Origin of the sequence: Bacillus paralicheniformis (assembly GCF_001042485.2) — a bacterium.
GTDB classification, from domain to species: Bacteria; Bacillota; Bacilli; order Bacillales; family Bacillaceae; genus Bacillus; species Bacillus paralicheniformis.
Genome location: NZ_LBMN02000004.1, coordinates 103,173 through 120,964, shown reverse-complemented (window position 1 = coordinate 120,964; position 17,792 = coordinate 103,173). Strand labels below are relative to the sequence as shown.

At 45.8% G+C, this 17,792-nt stretch carries 17 protein-coding genes; 4 read left to right on the top strand and 13 right to left on the bottom strand.

Annotation, left to right across the window (positions count from 1 at the left end):
* Positions 1 to 103 precede the first annotated feature (103 nt).
* The gene (locus ACH97_RS02975) at positions 104 to 565 is read right to left on the bottom strand and encodes a hypothetical protein (protein WP_020453557.1); all 462 of its coding nucleotides are present in this window, start codon (positions 563 to 565) and stop codon (positions 104 to 106) included.
* A gap of 173 nt (positions 566 to 738) precedes the next feature.
* Between ACH97_RS02975 and ACH97_RS02970 the strand changes: the two genes are divergently transcribed.
* The gene (locus ACH97_RS02970; protein ID WP_048350185.1) at positions 739 to 1,692 is read left to right on the top strand and encodes an iron-hydroxamate ABC transporter substrate-binding protein; all 954 of its coding nucleotides are present in this window, start codon (positions 739 to 741) and stop codon (positions 1,690 to 1,692) included.
* A gap of 24 nt (positions 1,693 to 1,716) precedes the next feature.
* Here ACH97_RS02970 and ACH97_RS02965 read toward each other — a convergent pair whose 3' ends face one another.
* Positions 1,717 to 2,118, bottom strand: a complete 402-nt coding sequence (locus tag ACH97_RS02965) for a hypothetical protein (RefSeq protein WP_020453559.1) — start codon at positions 2,116 to 2,118, stop codon at positions 1,717 to 1,719.
* A gap of 189 nt (positions 2,119 to 2,307) precedes the next feature.
* On the opposite strand from ACH97_RS02965, the gene ACH97_RS02960 reads away from it, so the two are divergent.
* Entirely contained in the window at positions 2,308 to 2,676 is a 369-nt protein-coding gene (locus tag ACH97_RS02960) for a VOC family protein (protein WP_023856866.1), read from the top strand.
* A gap of 24 nt (positions 2,677 to 2,700) precedes the next feature.
* Here the strand turns inward: ACH97_RS02960 and ACH97_RS02955 are convergent, their stop codons facing one another.
* From ACH97_RS02955 to ACH97_RS02920, 8 genes are all read right to left on the bottom strand, one after another.
* A complete protein-coding gene (locus ACH97_RS02955; protein WP_026580385.1) occupies positions 2,701 to 2,853 on the bottom strand; it encodes a FeoB-associated Cys-rich membrane protein in 153 nt (50 codons plus the stop codon).
* A 15-nt stretch (positions 2,854 to 2,868) separates the two neighbouring features.
* Positions 2,869 to 4,881 (bottom strand): ferrous iron transport protein B, encoded by a 2,013-nt coding sequence (gene feoB, locus ACH97_RS02950; protein WP_020453561.1) that lies wholly within the window; start codon positions 4,879 to 4,881, stop codon positions 2,869 to 2,871.
* The gene (locus ACH97_RS02945; protein WP_020453562.1) at positions 4,878 to 5,105 is read right to left on the bottom strand and encodes a FeoA family protein; all 228 of its coding nucleotides are present in this window, start codon (positions 5,103 to 5,105) and stop codon (positions 4,878 to 4,880) included. The genes feoB and ACH97_RS02945 overlap by 4 nt, the downstream gene beginning before the upstream one ends.
* Positions 5,106 to 5,288: 183 nt before the next feature.
* Positions 5,289 to 6,377 carry an acyltransferase family protein gene (locus ACH97_RS02940; RefSeq protein WP_020453563.1) on the bottom strand — a complete coding sequence of 363 codons (1,089 nt, stop codon included), beginning with the start codon at positions 6,375 to 6,377 and terminating at the stop codon, positions 5,289 to 5,291.
* Between the two features lie 179 nt (positions 6,378 to 6,556).
* Positions 6,557 to 8,443 carry an FtsX-like permease family protein gene (locus ACH97_RS02935; protein WP_020453564.1) on the bottom strand — a complete coding sequence of 629 codons (1,887 nt, stop codon included), beginning with the start codon at positions 8,441 to 8,443 and terminating at the stop codon, positions 6,557 to 6,559.
* Positions 8,418 to 9,182, bottom strand: coding sequence for an ABC transporter ATP-binding protein (locus tag ACH97_RS02930; protein WP_020453565.1), 765 nt, complete (start codon positions 9,180 to 9,182; stop codon positions 8,418 to 8,420). The genes ACH97_RS02935 and ACH97_RS02930 overlap by 26 nt, the downstream gene beginning before the upstream one ends.
* Positions 9,183 to 9,273: 91 nt before the next feature.
* Positions 9,274 to 10,281, bottom strand: coding sequence for a sensor histidine kinase (locus ACH97_RS02925; RefSeq protein WP_020453566.1), 1,008 nt, complete (start codon positions 10,279 to 10,281; stop codon positions 9,274 to 9,276).
* Positions 10,278 to 10,985 (bottom strand): response regulator transcription factor, encoded by a 708-nt coding sequence (locus tag ACH97_RS02920; RefSeq protein WP_020453567.1) that lies wholly within the window; start codon positions 10,983 to 10,985, stop codon positions 10,278 to 10,280. Before ACH97_RS02920 ends, ACH97_RS02925 begins: the two co-directional genes overlap by 4 nt.
* Positions 10,986 to 11,166: 181 nt before the next feature.
* Between ACH97_RS02920 and ACH97_RS02915 the strand changes: the two genes are divergently transcribed.
* Positions 11,167 to 11,553, top strand: a complete 387-nt coding sequence (locus ACH97_RS02915) for a YxeA family protein (protein ID WP_020453568.1) — start codon at positions 11,167 to 11,169, stop codon at positions 11,551 to 11,553.
* Between the two features lie 28 nt (positions 11,554 to 11,581).
* Here ACH97_RS02915 and ACH97_RS02910 read toward each other — a convergent pair whose 3' ends face one another.
* Together ACH97_RS02910 and ACH97_RS02905 are read right to left on the bottom strand one after the other, a co-directional pair.
* Positions 11,582 to 13,267 (bottom strand): methyl-accepting chemotaxis protein, encoded by a 1,686-nt coding sequence (locus tag ACH97_RS02910; protein ID WP_020453569.1) that lies wholly within the window; start codon positions 13,265 to 13,267, stop codon positions 11,582 to 11,584.
* Between the two features lie 162 nt (positions 13,268 to 13,429).
* Positions 13,430 to 14,854, bottom strand: a complete 1,425-nt coding sequence (locus tag ACH97_RS02905) for an alanine/glycine:cation symporter family protein (protein WP_020453570.1) — start codon at positions 14,852 to 14,854, stop codon at positions 13,430 to 13,432.
* Between the two features lie 313 nt (positions 14,855 to 15,167).
* Here ACH97_RS02905 and ald point away from each other — a divergent pair, with 313 nt between their 5' ends.
* On the top strand, positions 15,168 to 16,298 hold the full coding sequence (gene ald / locus ACH97_RS02900; RefSeq protein WP_020453571.1) for an alanine dehydrogenase: 1,131 nt from the start codon (positions 15,168 to 15,170) through the stop codon (positions 16,296 to 16,298).
* Positions 16,299 to 16,460: 162 nt separating this feature from the next.
* On the opposite strand, the gene ganB is transcribed toward ald, so the two are convergent.
* Positions 16,461 to 17,735, bottom strand: a complete 1,275-nt coding sequence (gene ganB, locus ACH97_RS02895; RefSeq protein ID WP_025810526.1) for an arabinogalactan endo-beta-1,4-galactanase — start codon at positions 17,733 to 17,735, stop codon at positions 16,461 to 16,463.
* Between the last annotated feature and the right edge of the window lie 57 nt (positions 17,736 to 17,792).

The following is a 17,792-nucleotide window of genomic DNA, read 5'->3' as shown; positions in this document are numbered from 1 at the left end:
TATACAAAAAGTTTGTGAAACATTGAACATAATATTATTTCTTTTTTGTGTACTTTCGTTCACAAGCTGAATCATCTGCCTCTCTGAAAAGAGACATATATGATCATTCTTGATCTGTACGCTGTTTACCTTTTTCCGTCACGGCAAATTTGCGCTTCATCGTTTTAATGTTTTCCGCCTTGCGAAATCTGAGCGCAGACCAATCTTCATCTATTGCAATTTGCCGAACCGGTTCATAGCCTTGGTCCGCAAGCAGTCCGGCTACTGTGTCGCGGCTGCAGTCCGATCCTTTGTAGACTTTCGAAGATTTTTTCGGGTAGCAAAGCCAAAACAGTCCGTCTTCCGCCAGATGACGCTCAGCCTCTTTAGCTAAAGCCTGCAACTTTGCGTTGGTCGCTGCGAATACCTGAACAAAATCGTACCGGTCAGCTTCGGCCTGATGATCGACATGGCCTTGAAATTCAGCCATGATGCCGCTGTATGCCTCTGGCGGATTCACGATCAGTACAGGCTGTCCATTATCCTTGAACTGCAGTTTTTTGATCACCGGGTTCGTTTCTGCCATACTTCATCAATCCTTTTTCTGTTTATAGTAACAAATTAACCAAAACAGCACTAATCATACTTAGCAAAAAAAGTGATAGACGAAAGAGGGATTCATTTGCTATATTTACATTGATAATGCGAATCATTATCACTTAGATAATTTCATATGCTTTATATCAACAGGAGGGTCAAGTGAAAAAGAACTTATTGATAATCGGTTTAGTTATGCTGTTGTGTATCGTGGTCAGCGCCTGCGGAAGCGGCAATGCGTCAAACGGCAACAAAGAAAAAGCGGCTGAAGAAACGACAAGAACATATCAATCAACGCGTGGAAAAGTAGACATTCCAACACATCCAAAGCGCATCGTGACAGACTTTTATGCCGGTGAACTGTTCACGGTCGGCGCCAATGTCGTCGGCTCCGGCTCGTGGTCTTTCTCCAATCCGTTTTTAAAGGACCGTATGAAAGATGTGACAGATTTAGGCGACCCAATTAATGTGGAAAAAGTCATGAAACTGAAGCCTGATTTAATTGTTGTCATGAACGATGAAAATTACGACAAACTGTCCAAAATCGCACCGACCGTTGTGATTCCTTATAATACGGCGAAAAATGTTCAGGAAACCGTTAAGATGTTTGGCGACATTGCAGGAGCTAAAGAAGAAGCTGAACAATTCCTTGCCGATTTCGAACAGAAATCGGCAAGGAAAAAAATCGCTCAAGTCGTCGATAAAAAGGCTACTTTCGGTATTTATGAAAACACAGAAAAAGGACAATTCTGGGTGTTCAATGACAACGGCGGCCGCGGAGGCCAAGCCGTGTACAACGCGCTCGGCTTAAAAGCGCCTGAAAAGATTCAAAAGGACATCTTCAAAAAAGGCGACATCAAAGAACTATCCTTGGAAGTCGTACCTGAATATGCTGCCGACTACATGTTTGTAACAGACTATAACCCGAACGGCGACAGCAAGACGCTGGACAAACTCAAGCAGTCTTCCATTTGGAAAAACCTTGACGCCGTCAAAAACAATCGTGTCTTTATCAACGACTTTGACACGTTCTACCCGTACGATCCGATCTCTGTCAGCAAACAGGTTGATTTGATTACGGAAATGCTGGTGAAGCGTGAGAAAGAGAATAAGTAAAAAAGCTGGAATTTCCAGCTTTTTTTATTGTTTTCTTTCTTGAATGTTTGAAATCTTAAAAGCAAATTGAAAGATAAAAAAGAAAGGAATGTAGAAAAGAAAAAACATCAATATTTGAAATGATAACCCTTCCAAAGTAAATGGATAAGAAATGTCATGAAACAGAAAAGATAATGCCATCCAAACGACAAAGGCAAACAACCCGGCTTTAAAGCCAAGTCCCCTCTTTTTTCTCAACAGACCTTTGCTCACAAGCCTAATAGAATAATAGCCGCTGCCAATGAAAAAAAGAATGATCAGTAACAGATTGCTCGGTATCTCGTATGAGGTCGTGATAAAGATGGAAATAAAGATGAGTGAAAGAAGAAGCACAAACCCTTCATATCCAACTTTTCTTTCCTGGTCAGCCTTTTGATTTTCACTCATTACGTTCGCCTCCTCTCTACTATTTCCATTTAAACCAACAGAAACCATGTTAATAAACATCCATGAAAACAATGATTTAACACGCATGCCCCCCGCTGTTTCACGTGAAACAAAAAACACAGCGAAAAATAGATATTTTGGAATCAATTGCGTAAAATGAAAATAATGACAAAAAAGGGAGGGATCATGATGGGAATTAAAAAGGTGGGACAAATTGGGGTACCGGTTCAAGACCTGGAACGGGCTGCGGCATTTTATCAGGATGTATTAGGCTTGTCCCTTTTATTTCAGACAGATCGTATGGCTTTCTTTGAGTGCGGCGGGCTGCGGCTTCTTCTCAGTCTCCCGGAAAAAGATGAATTTGCTCATGCAAGCTCCGTCATCTATTTTCAAGTTGAAGATTTGCCGGCAGTATATAATGAAATCGCTACAAAAGGCGTTTCTTTTCCAATAGAGCCGCATGTGGCGGCGAAAATCGAGCAAACGGAAACCTGGATGGCCTTCTTTAAAGATACCGAAGGAAATACCCTCGCTTTGATGAGTGAAATGCAAGTCTAAAAAACAAAAAAACAGCTGAGCACCTCAGCTGTTTTTCACATCATCACAAGCCGATTGACACGTACGATTTAATTCACAGGCGGCGCATTTTCCTTTCCGGCTTCGTCTGACAAATTTAATAAGCGTCCATGCCGCATAACCGAAGATGAGCGCTCCGATCGTGATATTAAACAACATGCCCTCACATCCTTCCTATGATAACCCCAGCAATCGTCCGCCCTGATAAATCAAGAACGCGATCGCATACGCAATGGCCAGTCCGTAAACAATGGACAGGAACATCCACTTTTTCGAGTTTGTTTCTTTTTTAATCACCGCGACTGTCGCGAGGCATGGTACGTATAAAAGAACGAAAGCCATAAATCCGTAAGCGGCCAGCGGTGTAAATTGCTCAGCCATCATGCCTTGCAGCTGGGCTTCAGGTACGAAATAGATGATGCTCATCGAAGCAACGACAACTTCCTTCGCCAGAAAACCGGTTAATAGTGATGCCGCTGCCTGCCATGTGCCGAACCCCAGCGGCATCAACAACGGTGCGAGCACTCCGCCAATCATTGCTAAAAAGCTGTCATCCATCTCAACGCCCGTTCCACCGGGCCCTGTATACGATAAAAGCCAAATGAGGACAGAACCGCCAAAAATGTAAGTCCCGGCTTTGCGGACGAAACCTTTGCCCTTTTCCCATGTTGCCCGCCACAATGTACGCGCTTGAGGCAAACGATAAGGCGGCAGTTCAATCACGAAAAACGACTTTTCTTCTTTGAGCTTGGATGAGGATAAAAACTTCGCCAGCACCAGCGCCGCAGCAATGCCCAGCACATACAAGGTCAGGACGACGAAAGCCTGATGAGCCGCAAAAAAAGCCCCTGCAAACAAAGCATAAACCGGAAGTCTTGCCGAACAGGACATAAATGGCGTCAGCATAATCGTCAAAAGTCTTTCCTTAGGCTGCTCTACAGTTCGTGCAGCCATGACGCCCGGAACATTGCAGCCGAAGCCGATGATCAGCGGTATAAAGGCTTTACCGTTTAAACCGATCGCCTCCATCAGACGGTCCATCACCATGGCCACACGCGCCATATACCCGGAATCTTCGAGCACCGAAATGAAGAAAAACAGAATAAAAATCTGCGGGACGAAAACGAGGACACCGCCGACACCGGCAATGATCCCATCGAGAATGAGCGCCTCGATAAACGGGCTGGCTCCCATTGCCGACAGTGCCGAAGCCGTCCATTCCGTCAGCGGTCCGCCGATGAAACCGTCCAGTGTATCAGACAATGGAACACCAAGCCAGTCAAACGTCAGCATGAACATGAGATACATGAACAACAAAAAAATCGGAATGCCAAGCACCGGATGCGTAACGATCTGATCCACGCGTTCAGTCAGCGTCTGTTTTCGGTCTGACTGATATTCAACAGAGGATGACATGATGCGGTCAATCCATCGTTCTCTCTCATTGTAAATATGCTGATGCAGCGATTTTGCGGATTGTTCCTGAAGAAGGCGTTTTTCTGTCTCCTCGTAAATTTCCTTTAACCGTTCGCTGTCGGCCGCGTCTTCCAGCTGCTCTTTCATTTTCGAGTTGCCTTCCAAATATTGAAGAGCCATCCACCGTTTTAAAACGCCGGGACGTTCCGGTATGATCGACTCGATCCGGCCAATCGCTTCTTCTACTGTGCTTCCGTAATTGATGACGAGCGGCTTTGTTCTCTTTTCTTTTTCAAGAAGCAAATGCCGGCTCAGTTCATCACACCCTTTGCCGCTGCGGGCAATCACAGGAATCACCGGAACATCTAGCGCTGCAGACAACTTTTGATGATCAATGAAGACGCCTCGCTGTCCTGCGACATCGATCATATTTAAACCGATTGTGAGCGGATGACCAAATTCGAGGAGCTGCACAGTTAAGTGCAAATTCCGCTTTAATTGGGATGCATCGACAATATTCAATATGTCTGAAAATGATTCGTTGAGCAGGAAGTCAGTGACGACCCCTTCATCGCGGGACAGCGGGCTCAATGTATAAACGCCGGGGAGATCGACCATCATTCCTTGTTTATGGCGGAGCAGTCCCACCTTTTTCTCAACGGTCACCCCACTCCAGTTGCCGACATACTCATAGGAGCCTGTCAGCGCGTTAAACAATGACGTTTTCCCCGTATTCGGATTTCCGAAAAGGGCAATCTGCCGGCTGTTCATAGCTTTTCAATCCTGATCTTTTTTGCTTCTTCAAGCCGTATGCCGAGGCACTGTCCGCCTGACTCAAACATGAACGGTCCGCCAAACGGCAATTTCCGCTGCACGCAAATTTCAGCTTCTTCTTTCATCCCGAGCTGTATGAGCCTGCGCTGAACAAGTTCATTCACTTCTGAAAAATCTATGATTCTTGCTCTCTCTTTTTGTTTTAATTCAGCTAAAACCATTGTTGAGGCCTCCACATTATGAAAATGATAATCGTTATCATAATATGATTATAGGCAATAAGCCACCTTCCATTTAAAAGAAGATGTGTCAAAACCGGAACATTTTTGCGAGAATATAAAAAAGCGAAAAGCTCCGGCGGTGCAACCTGCCGTTCTGGCTTTTCGCTCTATCAATCTAAGTCGTTAACCGGCATGATGGCTCACTTTTTGCTCGATTCTCCTCTTTTTCGGCACGTAAATTTTTCCGACAAACATATAGCCATACTTCAATTTATTGACGGCCCAAGATATGAAAACCGCAACGCCTGTAGAGATCGAAAACAAGAGCAAAACAGCCGAAACCGTACCGATGCTTTCAAAGCTCGTTAAAATGACCAACCCGAAAATCAGGATAAAAGCGTGCAATAAATAAATAGAAAAAGAATAGTTGCTGATCATCATGATCAGCTTCGGCACCGACTTCAGTTTTGAAAACAGGTGAAAGCATAAGAAAATGATGCTTGTTGAATAAAGCAGGATATCCGGACGCTTTGACGTCACTGCGATGTCTTGTCCGAAGTAGGAAACCGCTACAATGAAACATCCGGTCACAGCAGCCGCTGCATATACCGCATGCCTGTATCGTTCCAGCAATGCCAAAAAGCGCTCGTAATTTTTGCCGCAATAATAGGCCAAACAAAAATAAAAGAGCCAGCCGGGAAACGGCACCCATGAAAAAGGAAACGGCGCCTCTTCCTGTACAACCGGAGGTTGAATGAACGTGAAATAGCTCAAATAAGCCGCTGTGACCGCAAAAGAAATCGAAAGCACCCATTTAGGCGACGCCTTTTGCAAAAATGAATGGAAGCACATGTGCAACAAGTAAAATTGAAAAATGACGAGGATGAAATAACCGATGAAATTCCCCAGGAAAATATTCGCCAACAGTTTTTTTAAAATGACCGATGCATGAAATTGCTGCATCATCAGACCAGCGGTCATAAAAGCATCCAAAACAGCGATAAATAGAAAAGGGATGAAAATCGTTTTAAACCGCTTTTTTAAAAACCCTTCCGGAACGCCGCCAGGGTAAGCATGCGCGAGCAAAAATTCGGAAATAAAAATAAACGCAGGCGTACTGAACATCAGAAGCGTCCTGAAAGATTCAACAACCCGGAAAACCGTATCTCCAAGCATGTCCGCCCGCACCATGAGCACCATCGATATCGCATGAAGCAAAACAACGCTTAAGCAGGAAATAAAGCGAATAACAAATATTTCTTTTACCTGCAAATCGATCACTCCTCTTTCAAATTTGAAATAATATCAAATTAACATAATCAACCAAATGAAGAAAGAGGCAAAATACATAGGTATGTTTATCCCAAATTTTCCGGCTGCAAGTATAAAAAAAGCTTGTAGAAAAACACAGGTTTCTCTACAAGCTTCGGTTAGACGCAGTCTAATCTTTTTTAAATCGCCGCTTTTATCTGTTTTGTATAGTAGAAGCGGACAATGAAGTAATATATAACCTGGATGGCGAAGAACACGCCGAGCACCATTGCAGATTCCTTGAAGAGGTTGTACTGAAAGGCATGCGATAAAGCGGTCAGCGCCACAGCTCCATGGACAAGGGCAACAGCGATAGGCGCGAAGAACAGAATGCCGATCTGCCTGTTCAGCACTTTATGCAGTTCCCGGTCTGTTAAGCCCATTTTGGCAATCGATTTGAATTTCTGCTTATCATCGTCCAAATCAGTGTACAAGCGGAAGTAGAGAAAACTTCCTGCTGAAACGAAGAAGACGATTCCGATAAACAGTCCAACAAATAATACCGGGCCATACCCTTTGCTTATATCATATACCTCATAATCTACAGCCGCGAAATAAATCCGATCCAGTTTCTTTTGCAGAACCTCCCCGGCTTTCACTAAAGCCATGCCGTCAGATTCTTTTGCCTGCCAGGCATAAAACCGGTTTTCGCTTTTCGGTTTTTTCAACTGTGCGAAATCTTTGTCTGTCACAATATAATAACTGTTTTCAGATAACGCTTTTGAACGGACCGTTTTGTCAGCCTGCAGCTTTTGTCCAGTTGCAAGAGGGATTGATGAAGGGAGCGGCTGGTCGTCTTCTCCCTCTAGGCCAACCTTGACATCATACTCGGCAGCTGCGGCTTTCCCTTCTTCAAGCTTGACGTGGTCGGCCCCGACCAGATCGGCAAACTTGTTATAGTCAGATTCTTTCACAATCAGCATGTCATGGCCATCGACATCGAAATATTGAAGGACAGCTGATGCTTTGTCTGTTTTGATATTTCGTTCTTTTAGCGTGTCGTTGATGAAAGCCACGTCTTGTTCGGTGTCTTTGTTTGTTTTCGGCGGTTTATACGAGAACGTATGCGGGTTCATATCTTTAATTCCGTTTGTCAGCAGAGTTTGGAAACCATACAGCGTCCCAATCGCACTGAACGCGACAGTAGAGATAATGGCCACCATAAAAAACGTCCGCGCATTGTCTTTCATCCGGTAAGACAGATCAGAAAACAAAATCATATTCGTTTTCCGCCAAAACAGGCTTTCCCGTTTTTTGAGCCTGCGGATCACATAAACACTCAGCTGCGTAAACAGCAGATATGTGCCGATAATGACAACAATCGTCACCGGAACCATCGCCACAAGAACGCCTATTTTCTTGACAATCAAAGCGGTGTAATAGCCTCCGGTAAGCAGAACAGCTGCAACCACTGTAAGCAAGGCAGATGCTTTCGGCTCCCCTTTGGAGATTTTGTTTCCTTTTAGCAGAACAATCAGCTTCTCGCTCCTGAGCACAAATGACACAAGAAAAGAAATAAATAAGAACAGGCCGTTAAAAGAAATAAACGTCACAATGATCGCCATCAACGGAAAATAAAAATCGAGCTTGTTATCAATAATCAGCACATTTTCCGCTGTGAGCAGTATCAATTTGGCGAAGACAAGTCCGAGCACAATCCCGCCGATTGTCGCAAAAAGCCCAATCAGCATATTTTCAAGAAATACCATCATGCGAATTTGGCGCATAGACATCCCTTGGATCATTAAAACGCCGAATTCCTTTTTTCTCGATTGAAGAAACGAACTCATTGAGTACAGAACAAAGAAGAAAGAAAAGACAAAGATAATGCCGCTGGAGACTAACAGGCCAATGGAAACATGCTGCCCGATGCCGGAGGTCAAAGAATCACTTGTCATCACCGGGTGGAAAGCAAAGATCGCGAATGCGAAAAAAACCATCACTGTAAACATGCTGCTGAGAAAATAAGCGGCATACAGCCTTTTGTTGCGAATGACGTTGTTAAACGCGAACTGACGAAAGGTCATTTGCATCCCCTCCCAACAAGGACAGTGTATCGAGAATCTTTTGGAAAAACGCTTGGCGGTTATCGCCGCGGTTGATCTCCGAATACAGCTTTCCATCCTTAATAAAGACGACCCGGTTGCAATAGCTTGCCGCCTGAGGGTCATGCGTGACAAGCATCATGGTCGCTTTTTCGTTGCGGTTGATCGATTCAAGCATTTCCATCACATCTTTGGATGACTTTGAATCAAGGTTGCCTGTCGGCTCATCGGCAAGCAGAAGCTTCGGCGAATGAATCATCGCTCTCGCTACAGCGGCGCGCTGGGCCTGACCGCCCGAAATCTCATATGTGCGCTTTTTCATAATGTGGGTAATTCCAAGCTTTTCAGCTAAATCGTTTGCCCTCCGCTTCATTTCCCTGACCTTTTCACCGTCAAGCGTCAAAGGAAGTACGATATTTTCTTCAACGGTTAATGTCGGCAGAAGATTAAAGTCCTGAAACACAAATCCCAGCTCTCTGCGGCGAAATTTAGCCAATTTTTCTTTTTTGAGAACATGCGGGTTTTGGCCGCTGATCAATATTTCGCCCGTCGTCGGTTCATCGATCGTTGCAATCATATTTAATAGGGTCGTTTTTCCGCTTCCGGACGGCCCCATGATGCCGACGAATTCACCTTTATCAATCGTTAGGTTAATATCCGTTAACGCGCGATACGCAATTTTTCCTTCGTAAATCTTACTGGCTTGTTTGACCTGAAGCATCACAAGATCCCCTTTCACCTTTAACTTTTGATCTGTGATCAGTTTACCTAAATTTCTTGTTGATGAACTATCGATTCTTCTTTCACTTTCATTACATCGATGTAAGGTTTTGTGTAGCCGTGAAAATCAGCCGGATTGTCGTGCCTTGCCCTTCTTGTGAGTCAAGTTCGATTCGGTGTCCAAGCTGGTCAGCCGCCGCTTTTGCCAAATAGAGACCCATTCCGGTTGATTCTCTGAAACGGCGTCCGTTTTCTCCTGTGAAAAACGGGTCGAATACCCGCTTTTGATCTGTATCCGGGATGCCGGCGCCGAAATCTGTCACTTCCAATACCGCCTCCGAATCGTTTTCACCAATAGAAATAATAACCGTATTGCTTTTTCCCGCTGAGTATTTGACCGCATTGTTGACAAATTGGGAAATGATGAAAAACAGCCACTTTTCATCTGTTTCGACTGTGATGCCTTTTTTGACTTCCTTGAACTTAGGATAAACTTGACTGCGAATATAGAAGCGCTTGTTTTCACGATTGACCTCGTGAACGATATCCGCCAATGCGACCGGTTTTATCCGGAAATCCTGCTCGATCGTCCGCAATCTGGCCATATAGAGAATCGTATTGAGGCCCGTTTTCATCCGTTCGGTCTCCTCGCGGATGCTTGATGATTCCGGTTCATCCAAATTTTGAGCCGTCAGTTCGATGACCGACAGCGGCGTCTTCATTTGGTGCACCCATTGATCCATGAAGGTCAAATGCTCTTTTTGTCCAAGCTCCAGCTTCTTTAATTCTTGACGGTATTGCCTGTACTGGCTTTTCAGCAGCTGTTCAAGCGCTTCTGAAAGAGGGGATTGGGGCTGATTCGATTGCCTGAAGGTGTCATCCAATGATTCCAGCCCGCTCGTCATCCGTTTGTAGAACTTCCGGCGCGTATAGTAATGGTAGAAAAGATAGCAGACAAGAAAGAAAAAGCCGAGAAAAACGGCATAAAAAGCCGGCCTGATGTGCTGATACCCATCAAGCCAGTACACCGACAGCATCGTGATAAACTGCAGCACTTGCACGGCAATCAACAAATAGTGTTCTTTGAAAAAAAGCTTCATTCCTCTCCCGCCTTCACCCAGGATATATTCAAGCGGTAGCCTGCGCCCCGCACTGTTTCCACCGCATCTTCAATTCCGAGCTCCTGAAACTTTTTTCTGACGCGTGTAATGTTGACATTAAGCGTGTTTTCATCCACATAGGCCTGATCATCCCACAGTTTGGCCAGCAAATCTTCCCGGCCGGAAATCCTCGGGTGGCGTTCCATTAAGCTTTCGATAATATCGGCTTCTTTTTTCGTCAAAGCAGCCGTTTGACCGCCGAATGTCAGTTCAAGTCTTTCCGGATACAGCCGCAGTCCTTCTTTTTCGAGAAGCCGTTCCTCCGCTTTTGCTGCATACTCCCCGTAAGCTCTGCGAAGCTGGCTGCGTATTTTTGCCATCACGATTTCGGCGTGAAACGGCTTGGTGATAAAGTCATCCCCGCCGTTTTCCAATGCCATGACCTGATCCATTTCGCCCGTCCGCGCCGAAATAAACAAGACAGGGCAAATCGATTCCTGGCGGATTTGCCGGCACCAGTAATAGCCGTCAAAGCTCGGCAAATTAATATCAAGCAGAACAAGATCAGGCGCCGTGCTTCTGAACTCATCGATGACACGGTCAAAGTCTTTCACGACATGAACGTTGTATCCATATTTGACAATATGCGATTTTAACAGATCGGCAATCTTCGGGTCGTCTTCTACAATCATCACTTTTTGCATCTCGGTCTCTCCTTTTGTTTGGATATATTATGACACGAAGCTGTCTGATAAACAAAAGCCGCCGCGATTCGTCCTACCTTACAATCATGTAATTGTACTGTAATATGAATCAATTTCTTCTCCTTGCGCCTTTTTTATAAAATAATACCATTCACAAACTGAATGAAAGAGGAGAAGGTATATGAAGACACGGGCAGGCGGCCTGATTGCCGCGGTTCTGATCGCCGTTGCCGGCGTTTTTATTGCCGGTGTTTTTATCCTGCAGAAAGCGACAGGGGGCCTTGTGCCGCTGGCCGATCATTTCATACAAGGCCAGGGAAAGCCTGAGGCTTATTATCTCAAAGCCGAAGATCATGCAGAAAAGCTGAATAACGGAAAGTACAACTACACATTAACCGGATATGACGCGAGCGGACACAAACAGCAGATTGAAGCAGAGGCGGACGAAAAACTGCGTCCCGGCGCTTTCATCAAAGTATGGGCGTACGGAACGAAAGCCGGAAGCTTGACTGAAGTACACGAAGAGGAAATCCCCGAGGGCGCTATAGCCGCCATGAAAACCAATTAAAACCCCATCGCCTGATGGGGTTTTCTGCTTAATATTTAAATCGATTGATGACGGTTTGAAGTTCTTCAGCCAATTGAGACAGCGATTCTGCTGCATAAGAGATTTCTTCCATCGAAGCCAGCTGCTCCTGAGTTGAGGAAGCAACCGCTTTTGTGCCAGCCGACGTTTCCTGTGATCCGGAAGCTAATGTTTGAATGGTGTTTTGAACCATTTCGACACCTGATGTCAGCTGCTGAGTAGAAGCTGCGACTTCTTGGATTTGAGAAGCAACCTGTTCCACCAAGTTCAAAATTTCGTTGAAATTGCCGGTTGTCTCCTGGGACAGAGCGATTCCGGAGCTGACATTTTCTTGAACGACTTTAATATTATTCACCGTTTCTACCGATTCATTTTGGATCGTTGTGACTAACGATTGAATATGGTTCGCCGATTTATTCGTTTCGTCCGCCAATTTCCGGACCTCTTCCGCCACGACGGCAAACCCTTTTCCTTGTTCTCCCGCTCTTGCTGCTTCAATTGCCGCGTTTAGCGCCAGCAAATTCGTCTGCTCCGAAATATCGGTGATAAGCGAAGAAATGTTGCTGATTTCCGCCGTGCTGGACACGAGCGCCTCGAGGCCGCTGCCGGCTGAGTCGACGGATTTATCAATGAAGTTCATTTGCTCGAGCATTTTATGAACGGATTCGGAGCCGATTTCGGCTTTGTCTCTCATCGAAGACGACAGATCCGCTATGCTGCCTGTATTGGAGGCAACGGATGATAAACGGTCCAGCAATTCATGAATCGATTCCGAGCTCTGTTCTGTCATTTCGCTTTGCGTCATATTGCTGTCAGCAATCGCCTGCATCTCTTCCGAAATCAGTTCGGAGGTCGATTTCGATTCCTCCGCGCTTGCCGACAACTGTTCAGAGGATGCGGCGACTTGCTCAGACGAACTGCTGATCTGCTTCACAATTTGCGTCAGCGACTGAACAAAAGCATTGAAAGAATTTGCAAGCTGGCCGAACTCGTCTTTATTTTTGACGATCACTTTCTTGGTTAAGTCCGCCTCACCGTGAGCGATGTCCCCAAGCTGCTGATTCAGGCTTCTCAACGGTACCAGAATAGACTTCAAGAGCAGCAGACTCAAGACAATTCCAACTATGGCTGATACTGCTGTGACAGTGATGATGACCCATTCGCTCATCGTCCCGTTGGCGCTGATCTCTGCTTTCAGATCTTCCACCTCTTGTTCCAGGCTTTCGACCAGCTGGTTGACAGACGGATCGAGGACTTCTTTTCTTAATGTTCTTTCCTCTCCGAAATGAATCGATTCAGCTTTTTTAGAGCTTGAAGCGTAAGACTGTATAACTTGTTGATTTAAACCCCAATAAGCCTTAAAATTTTCTTTAATTTCTTCGACGTTCGCTTTGTATGTGTCTTCCCGGATCAGTTTTCCTGCGCGGTCAAGACTCTTTAAAACATCGTCGGCCTTGTCCTTCATTCCTTCACTGTATTCATTATCTCCGGTCATAATAAGGCCTCTTTCGTCATTCGACAAACCGGTCAGACGATATTGAATATGCTTAATCTCTTTTTGAAATTCCATCTTGTCCTTAAGTTCTTCATTCTTTTTCACCGTAGAAGAAATCATAAAAACAGAGGAACCTCCGATTCCAATAATGGAAACGACTAAAATTGATATAATTCCCAGCAGTTTTGTTTTTACTTTCATGATGGTGATCCTTTCTCCTTTATGTCATCAATGATAAAATGCAATTTTCAAATTAAAGATCTTCTTCATTTCATAGTATCGACATTTTTCGTCAAAATTTGAGATCTTGTATGATTGTAAACAAAGAAAAAGCTCTGCCTGGAAGGCAGAGCTTTCAATTGATTAATGAATTGGTTTACTTGGCGGACCCGCCGATTTGGTATGTTCATAGAAGTGATGAAAATAATCATTTGTCTCTGCTTTGATAACTTTCCAAAGCAGCAGGATGGCGATCAGGTTTGGAATCATCATCAGCGCATTCGCCATATCGGCAAATGCCCAGACGGTGACGAGGTTGGCGACCGTCCCGATGCCGCAGGCGAGGATGTAGACCAGCCTGTAGCCCGCAATTCCTTTGGAACCGGCCAAATACTCGAAGCATTTTTCTCCGTAAACATACCAGCCGACAATTGTAGAGAACCCAAAGAAAATCACCGACAGCGACACAATATATTCGCCTGCCGCGCCGAGTACTGAGGCAAATGCCGCGCTCGTCAATGCCCCGCCTTCAAGGCTGGCATTATGGGCCACGCCGGATATCAAGCCGCCAGACGGATCCCAGAAACCGGTAATAATAAGGGTTAAACCGGTCATCGTACACACCACGATCGTAACGATAAATGTCCCGGTCATTGCGACGAGCGCCTGTTTTACCGGATGATCTGCACGCGCATTTCCGGCGATTAGCGCAGCCGTCCCAAGGCCTGCTTCGTTTGAAAAAATGCCGCGGGACACCCCGTTCCGAACGGCTTCAGATACGGCAATTCCAAGGAAACCGCCGGCTGCTGCCACAGGGTGGAAAGCATAATAGAAAATCAGCTCAAAAGCCGGAATAATCTTGTCATAATTCAAAATCAGAATCAAGATCGCCCCGCCCATATAAAGAAAAGCCATGATCGGCACAAAGAAGCTGGCAACCGTGCTGATCCGCTGGATGCCGCCGAAGATGATGATGCTGACAAGAATGACGAGAATCAGCCCTGTCACCCAGTTTTCGATACCGAAGCTGTTCTTTGTAATATCGGCAATCGTATTGGATTGGACGCTGTTGCCTATCCCCAAAGCGGCAAAAGCTCCAAACAGCGCAAAAGCGATGGCGAGTCCTTTAAATCTGCGTCCGAGTCCGCGTTCGATATAATACATCGGCCCGCTTGAATATTCCCCTTTTTCATTTTTTACGCGGAATTTAACAGCAAGCAAGGCTTCCGCGTATTTCGTTGCCATGCCCAACAGCCCGACAACCCACATCCAGAAGATCGAACCCGGTCCGCCGAGTGTCAATGCCGTCGCGACACCTGCGATATTTCCGTTTCCGATCGTGGCGGCGAGCGCTGTCATTAAAGCTTTAAAATGGCTCACATCCCCTTCGGCAGCTGCGTCTTTGCTGTCTTCCTTGCCAAATCCGATCTTAAACGCATAGATCAGGCGGCGAAATTGCAGTCCTTTTAAAACAAACGTTAAAAATAAGCCTGTCCCAAATAATAAAATTAAACTGGGCGGCCCCCATAATACCTTATTAATCTTGCCTAGTATTTCTAAGATATCCATATGACTCACTCCCAACAAAGATAACGCTTTCATAGCTGCAAGAGATATTCTATCACAACGAAATATGGTTATGTTTGTGAAACGACACAAAATGTAATCGCTTACATTTGTTTTTTTAACAAAACTATTTTTTAAAGAAAAAAATTTTAATAGATAACTCCTCATATCAATCCTTTCACTTCATTCAACGTTCACCAATTTGTTAAATTTCACAAAAAAGCGCTTACATTTTTAATTTTACACACGATGCTCTTGCCGGTTCAGAGATTTATACTAGCGGTAGAATCATATTTCATTTGAGGGGGACGACATCATGATCATTGGAATTCCGAAAGAAATTAAAAACAATGAGAACCGTGTAGCCATTACGCCGGCCGGAGTAGTCGCGCTTAAAAAAAGCGGTCATCAAGTTTTAATCGAACAGGGAGCCGGACTTGGAAGCGGCTTTGAGGATGCTGACTACAAAGCAGCCGGGGCAGACATTTTGGTTGAAGCGAAGGATGTATGGGCAAAAGCGGATATGGTCATGAAGGTGAAAGAGCCGATCAGCTCTGAATACGGCTATTTCCGAAAAGGACTTGTTTTATTTACGTATCTGCACTTAGCAGCTGAGCCTGAGCTTGCGAAAGCGCTTGTGGACAGCGGCGTCACAGCCATCGCCTACGAAACGGTCGAAGTGAACCGGACGCTTCCGCTCCTGACTCCAATGAGTGAAGTCGCCGGACGCATGGCTTCACAGATCGGCGCGCAATTTCTTGAGAAATCAAAAGGCGGCAAAGGCATCCTGTTATCAGGCGTACCCGGCGTAAAACGCGGCAAGGTTACGATCATCGGCGGCGGAGTAGTCGGTACGAACGCTGCCAAAATCGCAGTCGGACTTGGCGCTGACGTCACTTTGATCGATTTGAGCGCTGAGCGCCTCCGCCAGCTCGATGACCAGTTCGGCAAAGACATTCAAACGCTTATGTCCAACCCGCTCAACATTGCGGAAGCCGTAAAAGACTCTGACCTTGTCATCGGCGCCGTCTTAATCCCTGGTGCAAAAGCGCCGAAACTTGTCACAGAAGAGATGATTCAGTCGATGTCCCCAGGCTCAGTTGTTGTAGACGTGGCGATTGACCAGGGCGGCATTATTGAAACGGTTGATAAGATCACTACGCATGACGATCCGACTTATACGAAGCACGGCGTTGTCCATTATGCAGTCGCCAATATGCCGGGAGCCGTTCCCCGTACTTCAACGATCGGCTTAACAAACGTCACTATGCCTTACGCTTTGCAAATCGCAAATAAAGGCGTTGAACAAGCAGTCGCCGAAAATCAGGCGCTCGCTCTCGGCGTCAACGTTGCAAACGGAAGCATTACCTACAAGGCCGTCGCGCGCGACCTTGGATATGAATACGTATCTGTAGAAGATGCATTTCAAACGGTAACCGCTGGTTAAGCGGACCCTATCTTTCTGTCAATTGAATGAAAACATTTTAATTACGCTTTCTGACTGTCCTTTCACGAAAAAAAGCCGGATATCATCCGGCCTTTTTTCATTCTGCTTTAAACCGCTTTCCGGCAAACGGCGTTCGCCTTCATCCGAGAAATCGGCTGCAAGTCAATTTTTGAATGGTGTTCCCGTATCAACATACTTAAATACATTCAGAGACGGCAATGGACGTCCTTTAAAATCAAACAATGCCTGATTGTCTACGGCGCTGCCGCCAAACCACTTTCCTGCGTCTTCCGGGTCGTATTCAGCGGCATAGCTTGTGGCCCAGCCTGATCCGTATGTCTCCCAAAGCGCTTTATTTTTCTCAAGCTGGCGTGCCGGTCCTACTGGAATCCATGCCGGTTCCCAATAGAAAACGCCGATTCCGGCTTCTCCTACATCGCTGACCGCTTGAATCACATCACGGACCGCGTTCGCCTGTCCTTGAACGGTGACCGGGTAATTGAGCGTTTGACCGTTTTTAGGGGCTGTATTTTCGTGTCCGTCTCCGTCTTCAGCCGTATACGTATAAGATGTCTCGGCTACCATGACCTTTTTGCCGTACGTATCCGCGACGGATGTCAGGACGGATGTTAGATTCTTCAGTGTGCCATGCCAAAATGGATAATACGAGCTTGCAAATACATCATAGTCGACATGGTGCCGGTGAAGCGTCTCGGCAATCCAAGCGTACCTGCCGGACGTCTCCGGATTGGTAAAATGCAAGGCGACTAAAATATTCGAATCCGTCTCCCGGACCGCTTGGCTCCCCGCATTGAATAATTGGCTCATCTTCGCCCAGTCCGTTTCACCGGCAAGACCCCCGTTTGTTTCGTTTCCGACCTGCACCATGCCGACGTTGATGCCCGCTGCTTTCATCGCTTCAAGGCTTTGTTTTGTATATTGGTAAAGCGCCGTTTTTTTATCTTCAAAGTTTAGGTTTGCCCATGCTTTTGGCGCTTTCTGTTTCGCCGGGTCCGCCCAGAAATCGGAATAGTGGAAATCCGCCAGCAGCTTCATTCCGTTGGCAGTGGCCCGTTTTCCGATCTGAATCGCTTTTTTCAGATCATTATTGCCCCCTCCATAGCCATTGCCGTTGGCATCATAGGGATCATTCCAGATGCGCACCCGGACATAATTGACGCCTGCTTCTTTCAGCGTTTTGAATATATCCTGTTTCTTTCCGGATTCATTGTAAAAGGCGACGCCGCTCTCTTCCAAAGCGATGATACTCGAAACATCAACCCCTTTTATAAAATCCTTGTGAAGCCCTGAAACCTTTTCGACAAAAAGGCCGCTTTCTGCCGCCTTGGAACCTCTGGCGGCTTCCGCCGGACCGCCGGTTCCAAGTGCGCCCAAAACAACAATCAGCACCACAAAAACAGCCACCACGTTTTTCATGAATCTCGCTTCTCCCCTTTCATGATTGACACACGCCAAAACGAAAACGCTTTCATT